Below are 11,403 nucleotides of genomic sequence, written 5' to 3'. Positions count from 1 at the left end.
GAACACAGATTCAGGTACACGCTTCGGGGGCCGTGACCAGGCCGTTCCTGAGAAATTTATGCTTCGTCGCGGCGGTGACGAGCCAATGTCTGGTACATTGATGCAAGCAAACTGGGAATCACAAATGGCAGACATCAGAATTGACCGCACAGGGAGGGAGTTGCACGGTACGCCGCCCCTGCTTGGCCAGACAGAGGTGCCATCGCTGCCGGCTGAGAAAAGCATCGGAGGATTCTGACTGATGCCTGCTGCAGCCCCGGCGCACTGCAAACTGCAGTTCATGCGACAACGTCGTCTCAGCGTCTATCCCGACGAATTCGACCTGGAACAGGACATTTGTGACATCACCATGTGGCTCACCGTGAAGCTTCACCTCCGTTCCACCCATCTCTGGATCGATCGTCACTACACTCACCAGGGTCGCCAGATCGCGTCTGTGCGGGCGATGAGCCGGGGGCGAAAACAGAATGCCTGACGCCCCACGCAATAGATGCGTTCTTGGCCCTGGGCTACGAGATCAGCGACTCGGGGGCTGATACTTATGTTCATCAGCACTGCGACGGACGGCACTCAAAACATGAAGAGCTTAGCGCATACGAGCGCATAGAGGCTGCGCTGCAAGCGGCGTCTGACACCACAGATTGTGGATGAGCTCTGGAGTTGCGAGTTGATACCCATCTCGTGGTGGGGAGTGCGTTGCGCAATATGCGCAACGGATTCGTTTCTCAAATCTTTGGGCGTCGATATCTATGCGTCGGGTCATCGGCGCCCTCCGGCCGCGCCGCAAGCGCTTCGGCGATCGGCAGACGTTTTTGCTTTCGCCGGGGCAAGCCACGCAGCGTCACTTCATGCGGCGGCCCGCTGCGCGCCAGGCGCTCATAGAGCTCACGTCCGGTCGCGAATTCCGATGACTGTTTTTCGTCTCGCTTCATGCACGGAGTGTAACATGTTCTGTCATCTCGCGGAAGATGTGCAGCAGTCAGCGTGACATCGAGATGCATTGTCACATAAACAGCGCATACTGAGGCACTATGCTGTTTTTATATGTCTCTCCAGTAGCTTATGTGAGCGACGTAGAAATACTTTATCGTCTTCGGTATATTGACGCAGAAACTGCCGAATTTCAGCGGCCTTTTATCGCAAACGAGAAACTGCACATGAAATACTTGGTTCTCGCAGACTTGCATTACGATTTTTGGAAGCAGTCCGATCGCGATCCGTTTGCGGGGCTCGAGCGCGAAATCGGATCTCTGGATCTACTGATCTTAGCTGGCGACATCAGCAACAAACCGACAGTTCGCTGGAAGACGGCTCTCGACGCCTTGAAGGTTCTGCTGCCGCCGGAACGCATTGCTGTGTTTCCCGGGAACCACGACTTCTACCAGTTCCGGATAGACGGTGAGGATCGCCTGAAGAGCATCGCCGCAGCTGCGGGCGTGCTCTACGCCAACATGAACGATATTCGTCTCAACGACACGCGACTGCTTTGCGCGACCCTTTGGAGCGATTTCGAGATTGGGCCAGGGCGAATGATCAACGAAGACCATATCCCGCGCCGGATGAATGACTACAAGCTGATCCGAGTCGCCGGAGACGGCTACCGGAAGCTGCGCGCGAGAGACGTGATCCAGCGCCATCTCGCTCACCGGAACTGGCTCGACCTCGAGCTCTCCAGGAAGTTCTCCGGCCGCACGATCGTTGTCACGCATCACGCCCCACATCCCGATGTGCTGCACAACTACAGCGAAGATCTCGAGGCGGCATACGCCAGCGACCTGACCTCACTCATCGCGCGGCACGCCCCCGATGCATGGCTCTTTGGACACAGTCACGATGCCTGCGGCACCACCGTCGGGTCGACCCGCTTGGAAAATGTCTCTCTCGGGTATCCCTGGGAAGTATCGGACCCTGCTGAGCGTATCCGCTCTCTTATACGAGAGACTGAAACGGTAGCAGATACTGAATGACACCACGTCCCGAACACCTGACGCCGCTGTAGTTCGCTATAACTCGAGTGCCAGAAACGCACAGGTTGGCGGGGATTTTCCAGATTTCGCAAAAGGGCCGGCAAACATATCGCCAATATATGTTCGGTGGCCTTTGTGCGGCTGGCGAAGAAACTGCCGCCTTGGCGGGGATTTGCACATCGTCCTGTGCGATTAAAAGTGACAGCGCCGCTCTTATCGGGTCTCGCAGGCTCGCATCACCTGCGAGACACACAGCACCTGAGCGCAGTGCCCAAGTCTCAGGAAGCTGCCGCACCGGAACGCTCATGAAGGAGCAGATGCAACCGTCTCAACTGCGCGGTGCGCAAGGCGCGCATTTGCTCGGCGAGGGCGCGCGCCGTATTCGGCTCATACCTCGCAACAAGTATCAGAAGTTCAGCTTGGGCCCGACGTACCCAGGACGTCCCTCCAAGGTCCGTGAGTTGCAGGCCCTCGGGAGACAGGGATGCGGCCAGACAGGTGAGTTCCAGCGTAACCAGATCCGACACAGCGGTTTCGAGAGCTGTACGCGTACCTGCTCGCGGCGGATCCTGAGCACAGTTTTTCAGCCAGTTGCGTAACCGAAAACTCCACGTTCTTCCCTGTTCCGCCGAAGGCAACAGGACATCCAGCGCAGCATGTCGATCATGACTGTAAACTTGCAGATCCAGGTAAAGAGCATCCATTCTCATATCATTTCCTTTCGAGAAGATCTTCAGCGCCGCCGTTTCGGTTCGGTTTTCGCGCGGGCGCCACCAGCGCCGCCCGCGGACAAACCAACCGAGGCCGTTACCCAGCCTTCGTGCCGCTCTTAGATTTCAAAGGGGTGGCCAGCTTTTTTACGGCGGCTTCCACGCCGAGGATGCAGACCCCGCCGCTCGGCTGCGCGCCGTCGCTCCTGACATGTCCAACTGGCGGCGATACGGGCCACCAGGTCCTGTTGTCGATCCAGCAGGTTCTCAGTCAGATGTCCCAGCACAGGCGTACCCGCTGCATTCTTGTCCAGGCGAGGATCGGATTGGGAGACACGAATCCGACGTGCCAGAACAAAACGGCTCGCGTGCTCCAACCCGCAAGCCTCAAACTCGTCATTCACTCGCAGCTCGTAGCCAGCGTTGGCCCGACCAGAGGACGTAGTGCAATACGCCAGCAAAAACTCGTCTCTCGTTGCATCCAACACCAGGGCCGGCCGAGCGTAGGGCGAAGGCCCCTCTTTGTAGGGAAACTTGAAAGACACGATATCCCCCGGCGCGATCCGAGGGTTTTCAATGAAAGGCATAGTGGAGGTCCTTCTGGAACAGGCAACGGTAGCGAACCGATGCGGTGGCCTCACAGCACCGCATCGGCTTTCTACCGAACCCTTCTCTGCACCCGCCATTTTCTAATGAGATGAAAAAGCAAGGGCATTGCAGAGGCGAACCTTCTTCCTTGCCCCAAATCACATCCGCCAACTCATGCTCATTGCGGGACGCTACGCGAGCGTTCCGAAAGGAAACTGCATGGGCCGATGCTCCGTGGCTGGATTAACCAACGCCGGGGAAGGCGAACTGAGGGCGTCAAGTACCTTGGCCGCTTTTGGTCCGTCAGAGCAAAAGGTGCGCTGCCACGACTACGGGGTCTGCTGAATGGAACTGGTGAGCCCAGCCTCAGGCATGGACCCGGTCCAAGCGATGCGCGGCGCAGGGATCTTGACCCCGAAGCGCGGGCTGACCCAGCCCCCCTGCCCCGGCTGATCGCCCTGGCCCTCGCGGATCTCGACCCGGCCGCCCTCGGGCAGGACCAGGCGGGCCAGCGGGCCCTGGGGGTCGGCGATCTCGATCCCCTGCCCCGTCTCGGTGGCCGTGGCCCCCGCGGGCAGTTGCCAGACGATCTCGACCGGCTGATCGGTCGGCCCGCTGAGGCGGTCGGTGACGGCAAAGCCCCCCGGGGCGGCGGTGATGCGGCGGATGTGACGCACCCCGAACCGTTTCTCATAGCCGTCGTGTTCGGCCTCGATGGACCAGTCGGGGCCCGGGGTGGTGCCGATCAGATGGGCGCGCGCCTTGTGCGACCAGTTGAAGGGCCCCGAGATCACGCTTTGATCGGCGCCCGCGATGTTCAGCGTGCTGTGCGAGGGGGTGCCCCGGAACCAGTCCCGCCAGATGCCGCCCGAATGGTACAGATAGGTGCCCGGGTCGACGAAAAGCGGCCGGTCGCCGATCCAGGCGCTGATCGCATTGGCATCCGCGTTGCCATGGGCGGCGATGGACAGATAGCCCAGGGGGCCGTGATCCATCAGCACCCGCAGGCCATCGGCGCCGCGCCACTGGCTCAGGCCGCCCTCGGGGAAGGTCACCAGGCCAGGCGCCGGGGCCGGCCCGGTCGCGGGGGCAGCAAAGACAACCTCGCGCAGATCGCGAGGGGCGGGCACCGGGCCTGCGGCGGGTTGGCCCAGGTAGCCTGCCACGCAGGCGGCGACGCTGGCGCCGTAGCGGTCTTCATGGCCTGCCAGGGTCAGCACCTTGCCCTCGTCATCGTCGCACAGGGGCGGCAGCTGGCCCTGGCTGTCCGACAGGGTGGCGATGAAACGGGCGAAGGCCGCCAGGCGCCCCTCCACCGCCCCGCCCAGGGGCTGGCCCGCCGCCCGGGCGGCCAGGGCCGAGACCAGCAGGAACTCGCAGGTGAAGGCGCCATAGGTGGGCGATTGTTCCGCCGGGGCGCCATCGGCGAAGATCTGCAAGGCCGCCTCGCGCTCCAGCCCCTTGCGGGCATTGGCGGCCAGCCGGTCGCCCCCCGCCAGCCCGGGCACCGACAGGCCCAGCAAAAGCTCGGCCGCCAGTTCCGCCACCAGGTGGTTGTTGGCCGAGGAGAAGCGCGAGGGATAGCGCGCCAGCCAGACCGCATGGGCCGACAGCAGCTGGCGCAGCAGGGCCAGGGTCTTGGGCGCCAGCGCCGCGCCGCAAAGGCTGGAGACCACCAGCAGGCTGATGGCGCGCAGGGCCAGTTCGATCCCCGAATTCCACCCCAGCCCCCGGAAGGGCGGGTTGGTGCGGTGCCAGCTTTCGATCACCGCCTCGATGGCCGCCAGATAGGCCGCCTGTCCGGTCAGCGCATGGGCCGCCGCCAGCGGGTGCAGGAATTGCAGGCGGTTGAACTCCCACACATATTTGATGTCGCCAATGTCGGCGCGGTGGCGATAGGAGATATCGAAGGTATAGCGTTCGGCCCCGTCCCAGGCCTGGCCGGTCACCGGGTCCAGCCGCCAAAGCCCGTCCAGATCCGGCCCCGCCAGATCGAAGGCGGGCCAGTCCTGGCCCAGGGCGCTGAACCGCCCCGCCAGGATCGCATCGGCGGCGGCCAGGATGCGGGCGCGGTCGTCCGCTGCGGCCTCGCCCAGGGTGAAGCCGGGGATGGCGGGCGCGGGGCCGGGGCTTTCATAAAGCGGCCAGCCCTCCAGGGTGCCGCGCGCGGCCTTCTTCAGGCGGATCTCGCGGACCCGGTGCAGCACCTCTGCCGGGCTCATGGATCGCAGGCGGTTGATATACCAGGCCAGGCTCATGCGGCGTCCTTTCCAGCGGCGGCGCGGGCGGCATCGGCGCGCCAGTGCCCGACCAGGCGGGCGACATAGCCCTCAATCTCCAGATGCTCTTCGTGAAAGGCCCGGGCGGCGGCGCCCAGGCGGGCGCGGGTCTGGGGCTCGGCCAGAAGCCGGGCAAAGGCCGCCGTCAGGGCCGCCACATCGCCGGGTTGCACCAGGATCCCGGTCACATCGTCGGTGATGATGTCCTCGGTGGCGCCCACGGGGGTGGTGACCACGGGCAGGCCCGCGGCCATGCCCTCGATCACCGACATCGGCAGGTTCTCGTCATAGGAGGGCAGGGTCAGGATATCGGCCTGGCGCAGATAGGCCTCGACCTCGGCCGGGCCGACCCAGCCGGGAAAGGCGGCCTTCTCGCCCAGACCGGCAGCGGCGGCGCGGGCCTTCGCCTCTTCGACCGCGCCATTGCCGCCGATGACGGCGCGCCAGGGCAGGCCCTCGGGGATCCGCGCCAAGGCCTCGATCAGATCATAGGTGCCCTTGCGCTCGCCGATGGCGCCCAGGAAGAGGATCATCGGCACCCCATCCCCAGAGGTCTTCTCGCCCTCGAACCGCGGGGTGGCATTGGGGACGATCTTCAGCAGCGGAGCCTTGGTCCCCAGGCGGTCGGCGACGAAATCGCGCCAGACCGTGCCCAGCAGATAGGCCGCCGTGGCATGGGTGAAGATATAGTCGATGCGCGCCCGCAGCGCCGGTTTCGCCCCCGCCCAGTACTGCCGGAAGCGCGAGCCGTGCAGATGCACCACGTAAGGAATGCCCAGACGCACGCAAAGCCGCACCAGCTGATACTTGCGCGCCACCGAGGCCTTCTGCGACAGGTTCACATGCACGATATCGGCGCGGCCCTGGGCCTTCAGCCGCCGCAGATCGCGCATCGCCCGCCAGGTATAGAAGGGCGCCTTCCAGATCGGCCCGGCGCCCCGGGTGGTCAGGAAATGCAGGCGCAGGTCTGGGTCGGCCACCCGGGCCGCCTCGCCCCGGACATAGTCCATGATGCGGTCGATGCCGCCCTTGCCGCCCTCGCCCAGGGGGGTCAGCACGACCACGTCCAGCGGTTTCCTGTCGCTCTCGGCCATCGGGCCCTCCTGATCGGTGGCGGCGCGTCAGACGCCGTAATAGTCGCGATACCAGCGGACGAAGGCCGCCACCCCCTCGGGCACCGAGGTCTTCGGGCGATAGCCGGTCAGGGTATAGAGCAGATCCGCATCGGCCCAGGTGGCGGGCACGTCGCCCGCCTGCATGGGCATCAGGTTCCGCTCGGCGCGCCGCCCCGTGGCGGCCTCGATGGCGGCGATGAAATCGGTCAGCTGCACGGCCTCGGAATTGCCGATATTGACCACCCGCCAGGGGGCCACCGGCGACAGGCTCTCGCCCTCGGGCACCTGGCCGTCCTCGGGGCGTTCGGGGATCGCTTCGGTGGTCAGCAGGCGGATCCCCTCGACCAGGTCGTCGATATAGGTAAAGTCGCGCTTCATGTCGCCATGGTTGTAGACGTCGATCGGCCGGTCCTCGAGGATCGCCTTGGTGAACTTGAACAGCGCCATGTCGGGCCGCCCCCAGGGCCCGTAGACGGTGAAGAAACGGAACATGGTCACCGGCAGGCCGAAGAGATGGGCGTAGGAATGCGCCATGTTCTCGGTCGATTTCTTCGTCGCCGCATAGAAGGACATCTGGAAATCCGCCCGGTCGGTTTCGCGGTAGGGCATCGCCGTATTGGCGCCATAGGCCGAAGAGGTCGAGGCCAGCAGCATGTGCTGCGGCGGATAGGCCCGGGCGGCCTCCAGCAGTTCGAAGGTGCCGACGATATTGCTTTCCAGGTAAGAGCGCGGGTTCTCGATCGAGTAGCGCACGCCGGCCTGGGCGGCCAGGTGGATGACGAAATCCGGGCGCTCGCGCGCAAACAGATCCATCAGCAGGCCGGGGGTTTCCACCTTGTCGTTGATCGCGGTGAAATGCGGGCTTTGCAGCAGCATGGCCTGCCGCCGCTCCTTCAGGGCGACCTCGTAGTAATCGGTCATCGCATCCAGGCCGATGACGCGGAAGCCATCCGCCAGGAAACGCCGACAGACGCTGTGGCCGATGAACCCGGCCGATCCGGTGACAAGAACGGTCTGCATGGGCGCTTCCTTAATCCGAGCCGAAGAGGTCGCGGGTGAAGACCTTGTCTTCCACATCCGCCAGATCCGGGGTCATGCGGTTGGCGATGATCACGTCGGACCGCCGCTTGAAGTCCTCCAGGTCGTGCAGCACCTCGGAGTTGAAGAAATCGGGCGCCTCCAGGGCCGGTTCATAGACGATGACCGGAATGCCCTTGGCCTTGATCCGCTTCATGATCCCCTGGATCGAGCTTTGGCGGAAATTGTCGGATCCGGCCTTCATCACCAGCCGGTGGATGCCCACCACCCTGGGCTGCATCGCCACCACCTGGTCCGACAGGAAATCCTTGCGGGTGCGGTTGGCGTCGACGATGGCGCGGATCAGGTTCTGCGGCACCTCGGAATAATTCGCCAGAAGCTGCTTGGTGTCCTTGGGCAGGCAATAGCCGCCGTAGCCGAAGGAGGGGTTGTTGTAGTGGCTGCCGATGCGGGGGTCATGGCCGATGCCCTCGACGATGGCGCGGGTGTCCATGCCCAGGGACATGGCATAGCTGTCCAGCTCGTTGAAATAGGCCACGCGCAGGGCGAGGTAGGTATTGGCGAAAAGCTTGATCGCCTCGGCCTCGGCCGAGCCGCAGAAGATCGTCGGGATGTCGTCCTTCAGCGCGCCCTCGGCCAGCAGCCGCGCGAAGGTGCGGGCGCGGTCGCTGTCCTCGCCCACCACGATCCGCGACGGGTAAAGGTTGTCGTACAGCGCCTTGCCCTCGCGCAGGAATTCCGGGCTGAACAGGATATTGCCGGTGCCGAAGCGCTGATTCACCTCGGCGGTATAGCCCACGGGGATGGTGGACTTGATCACGATGGTGGCGGCGGGATTGATGCGCAGCACATCGGCGATCACCGCCTCGACGCTGCGGGTATCGAAATGGTTGGTGACCGGATCGTAGTTGGTGGGGGTCGAGACGATGACATAGTCCGCCCCCGCATAGGCTACCTCTGGGTCGGTGGTGGCCGACAGATCCAGATCCTTTTCCGCCAGATACTGCTCGATCTCGGCATCGACGATCGGGCTTTGCCGGGCGTTGATCTTCTCGACCCGCTCTGGCGACAGATCCACGGCGACGACCTGGTGGTTCTGGGCCAGCAGAACCGCGTTGGACAGGCCGACATAGCCGATCCCGGCGACGGCAATCTTCATGCTCTCGTCCTCTCTCTCGTCTGTCCGGGCTCAGCTGCGCGCGTAGACGTCTTCGTAGCGCACGATGTCGTCCTCGCCGACATAGGCGCCGGTCTGCACCTCGATCAGCACCATGGGGATCTTGCCGGGGTTCTCCATCCGGTGAACGCAGCCAAGCGGCAGGTAGACCGACTGGTTCTCCGTCACCAGGCGGACCTCGTCGTCGATGGTCACCTTGGCGGTGCCCTCGACCACGATCCAATGTTCCGATCGGTGGAAATGGCTTTGCAGGCTCAGCGCCGCGCCGGGGTGCACCAGGATCCGCTTCACCTGGAAACGGTCCCCCACCACCAGGCTTTCGAACCAGCCCCAGGGGCGGTGGTCCTTGGGGAAATGGGTGGCCTGGGCGGCGCCCTTGGCCTTCAGCGCCGTCACCGCCTTCTTGACGTCCTGGGCCCGGTCCATCGAGGCCACCAGCACGGCGTCGTTCATCGCGATGGCCATGACATTGTCCAGGCCGATCCCCACCACCTCCAGCCGGTCGCTTTCCGAACGCAGCAGCGAATTGGTGCAGTCAATCGCCGTGGCCTCGCCCGAGGTGGCCACGCCGTTTGCATCGGGGCCGGTCTCGCGCCAGACCGCATCCCAGCCCCCGAGGTCGGACCAGCCGCCGGCGAAGGGCACCACCGACAGGTTCGGCGCCTTTTCCATCACCGCATAGTCGATCGAGATATCCTCGGCCGTGGCCCAGGGCTCGGGCGCCAGGCGCAGGAAGCCCAGGTCGGGCTTGGCCTCGGCCAGGGCCGCCTCGACCGGGGCGATCAGCTGCGGGCAATGGGCCCCGAAGGCCGCCACGGCGTCGCGCGCCTTCAGCAGGAAGATCCCGGCGTTCCACAGGTAATTGCCCGCCGCCAGCATCTCGGTGGCGCGGGCCTCGTCGGGTTTCTCGACGAAGCGGCTCAGCTTGACGGCGGCGCCGTCCTCCCCCGGCTTCTGGGACAGCTCCAGATAGCCATAGCCGGTTTCGGGATGGGTGGGCGCGATGCCGAAGGTCACCAGATCGCCCGCGGCCACGGCGGCCAGGCCCTTTTCCACCGCGGCGTGGAAGGCGGCGGTATCGGGCACCACATGGTCCGAGGGCGCCACCAGCATCACCGCCTCGGGGTCGCTTTCGGCCAGCCACAGGGCGGCGGCCAGGATGGCGGGGGCGGTGTTGCGCCCCTCGGGTTCGATCAGGATCGCGCCGGGGTCGATGCCGACCGCGGCCAGCTGTTCGGTGACGATGAAGCGGAAGTCGGAATTGGTCAGCACCAGCGGCGCGGCAAAACTCAGCTGCCCGCTTTCCCCCGCCAGCCGCCTGGCCGAGGCCTGGAACAGGGTCTCTTCCCCGATCAGCGGAACGAACTGTTTCGGATAGCTTTTCCTCGAAAGGGGCCAGAGGCGCGTTCCGGATCCACCGCACAGCAGCACGGGCGTAATCGTCGTGAATGACATCCTGTCCAAACCTATGAAGAAAATACGTCTGCGCTACTGTTAGCAGGGAATGAGATCAGCTCAACCCCGGGTCAGGGCCCGGACCGCCCGGTTCGCTGCGCCGCGGCGCAAACAGGCAGGACCTTGCCGGGGATGCCTGCGGTTTTTGCAGCCCTCCCCCGCCGGCCTCCGGTCACGCCCCGGCCCGGTCGGTTGACATCGCCCCCCGCCGCGCGACAGTCCGGAACGGATATTTCCGGGCCCGCCGCGCCTTTGGGGGGCATTCATTGAACGACGAAGGTTTCGACATGCAGCATATTCTGGTCACCGGCGGTGCGGGCTATATCGGCTCGCACGCCTGCAAGGCGCTGGCGCGGGCGGGGTTCACGCCGGTCACCTATGATTCCCTTGTCACCGGCTGGCAGGACGCGGTGAAATTCGGCCCCTTCGAGAAGGGCGACCTGATGGACCGCGCCCGGCTGGACGCGGTCTTTGCCAAATACGAGCCCGCCGCCGTGATGCATTTCGCCGCCCTCAGCCAGGTCGGCGAGTCGATGCGCGATCCGGGCCTCTACTGGCGCAACAACGTCCTGGGCTCGCTCAACCTGGTCGAGGCGGCGGTGGATGCGGGCTGCATGAACATGGTCTTCTCCTCGACCTGCGCCACCTATGGCGAACATGACAACGTGGTGCTGGACGAGGACACGCCGCAGCTGCCGATCAACGCCTATGGGGCGTCGAAAAAGGCGGTGGAAGAGATCCTGCGCAACTTCGGCGAAAGCCACGGGCTGCGCCATGTGATCTTTCGCTATTTCAACGTGGCGGGGGGCGATCCCGAGGCCGAGGTGGGCGAATACCACCGCCCCGAGACCCACCTGATCCCGATCATGCTGGAGGCGATCGACGGCAAGCGCCCGGCCCTGACCATCTTCGGCACCGATTACGACACGCCGGACGGCACCTGCATCCGCGATTACGTCCATGTCTGCGACCTGGTCGACGCCCATGTGCTGGGGGTGCGCTGGCTGGAGGCGGGCAAGGGCAACCGGGTGTTCAACCTCGGCACCGGGGCGGGGTTCTCGGTGCGCGAGGTGA

At 64.6% G+C, this 11,403-nt stretch carries 10 protein-coding genes; 3 read left to right on the top strand and 7 right to left on the bottom strand.

Features of this window, described 5'->3' with window-relative positions; genetic code table 11:
- Nucleotides 1-241: 241 nt before the first annotated feature.
- Nucleotides 242-475, top strand: a complete 234-nt coding sequence (locus ACRARE_RS21395) for a hypothetical protein (RefSeq protein ID WP_432658447.1) — start codon at nt 242-244, stop codon at nt 473-475.
- A gap of 556 nt (nt 476-1,031) precedes the next feature.
- Nucleotides 1,032-1,967 carry a metallophosphoesterase gene (locus tag ACRARE_RS21390; protein WP_432658446.1) on the top strand — a complete coding sequence of 312 codons (936 nt, stop codon included), beginning with the start codon at nt 1,032-1,034 and terminating at the stop codon, nt 1,965-1,967.
- Between the two features lie 278 nt (nt 1,968-2,245).
- On the opposite strand, the gene ACRARE_RS21385 is transcribed toward ACRARE_RS21390, so the two are convergent.
- The 7 genes from ACRARE_RS21385 to ACRARE_RS21355 all read right to left on the bottom strand — a co-directional run bounded on the left by ACRARE_RS21385 (nt 2,246) and on the right by ACRARE_RS21355 (nt 10,329).
- Nucleotides 2,246-2,671: a hypothetical protein gene (locus ACRARE_RS21385; protein WP_432658445.1), complete on the bottom strand. Its 426-nt coding sequence runs from the start codon at nt 2,669-2,671 to the stop codon at nt 2,246-2,248.
- A gap of 125 nt (nt 2,672-2,796) precedes the next feature.
- On the bottom strand, nt 2,797-3,264 hold the full coding sequence (locus tag ACRARE_RS21380) for a hypothetical protein (protein WP_432658444.1): 468 nt from the start codon (nt 3,262-3,264) through the stop codon (nt 2,797-2,799).
- Between the two features lie 330 nt (nt 3,265-3,594).
- Entirely contained in the window at nt 3,595-5,523 is a 1,929-nt protein-coding gene (locus ACRARE_RS21375) for a heparinase II/III family protein (RefSeq protein WP_432658443.1), read from the bottom strand.
- Nucleotides 5,520-6,638, bottom strand: coding sequence for a glycosyltransferase family 4 protein (locus ACRARE_RS21370; RefSeq protein ID WP_432658442.1), 1,119 nt, complete (start codon nt 6,636-6,638; stop codon nt 5,520-5,522). Before ACRARE_RS21370 ends, ACRARE_RS21375 begins: the two co-directional genes overlap by 4 nt.
- Nucleotides 6,639-6,665: 27 nt before the next feature.
- Entirely contained in the window at nt 6,666-7,679 is a 1,014-nt protein-coding gene (locus ACRARE_RS21365) for an NAD-dependent epimerase/dehydratase family protein (protein ID WP_432658441.1), read from the bottom strand.
- Between the two features lie 10 nt (nt 7,680-7,689).
- A complete protein-coding gene (locus ACRARE_RS21360) occupies nt 7,690-8,856 on the bottom strand; it encodes a nucleotide sugar dehydrogenase (protein ID WP_432658440.1) in 1,167 nt (388 codons plus the stop codon).
- 30 nt (nt 8,857-8,886) lie between these two features.
- Nucleotides 8,887-10,329 carry a mannose-1-phosphate guanylyltransferase/mannose-6-phosphate isomerase gene (locus ACRARE_RS21355; RefSeq protein ID WP_432658439.1) on the bottom strand — a complete coding sequence of 481 codons (1,443 nt, stop codon included), beginning with the start codon at nt 10,327-10,329 and terminating at the stop codon, nt 8,887-8,889.
- A 287-nt stretch (nt 10,330-10,616) separates the two neighbouring features.
- Here ACRARE_RS21355 and galE point away from each other — a divergent pair.
- On the top strand, nt 10,617-11,403 hold a 787-nt coding region (gene galE, locus ACRARE_RS21350), incomplete at its 3' end, for a UDP-glucose 4-epimerase GalE (protein WP_432658438.1).

This window comes from Pseudooceanicola aquaeponti (genome assembly GCF_050897975.1).
GTDB lineage: Bacteria > Pseudomonadota > Alphaproteobacteria > Rhodobacterales > Rhodobacteraceae > Pseudooceanicola.
Note: the sequence above shows the minus strand (reverse complement) of the source record. Positions and strands in the feature narration are given on the sequence as shown.

Bases quoted from the DNA above. Each gene is read 5' to 3' on its own strand.
- ACRARE_RS21395 (WP_432658447.1), top strand. From the start codon at position 242: ATGCCTGCTGCAGCCCCGGCGCACTGCAAACTGCAGTTCATGCGACAA.
- ACRARE_RS21390 (WP_432658446.1), top strand. From the start codon at position 1,032: ATGCTGTTTTTATATGTCTCTCCAGTAGCTTATGTGAGCGACGTAGAA.
- ACRARE_RS21385 (WP_432658445.1), bottom strand. From the start codon at position 2,671: ATGGATGCTCTTTACCTGGATCTGCAAGTTTACAGTCATGATCGACAT.
- ACRARE_RS21380 (WP_432658444.1), bottom strand. From the start codon at position 3,264: ATGCCTTTCATTGAAAACCCTCGGATCGCGCCGGGGGATATCGTGTCT.
- ACRARE_RS21375 (WP_432658443.1), bottom strand. From the start codon at position 5,523: ATGAGCCTGGCCTGGTATATCAACCGCCTGCGATCCATGAGCCCGGCA.
- ACRARE_RS21370 (WP_432658442.1), bottom strand. From the start codon at position 6,638: ATGGCCGAGAGCGACAGGAAACCGCTGGACGTGGTCGTGCTGACCCCC.
- ACRARE_RS21365 (WP_432658441.1), bottom strand. From the start codon at position 7,679: ATGCAGACCGTTCTTGTCACCGGATCGGCCGGGTTCATCGGCCACAGC.
- ACRARE_RS21360 (WP_432658440.1), bottom strand. From the start codon at position 8,856: ATGAAGATTGCCGTCGCCGGGATCGGCTATGTCGGCCTGTCCAACGCG.
- ACRARE_RS21355 (WP_432658439.1), bottom strand. From the start codon at position 10,329: ATGTCATTCACGACGATTACGCCCGTGCTGCTGTGCGGTGGATCCGGA.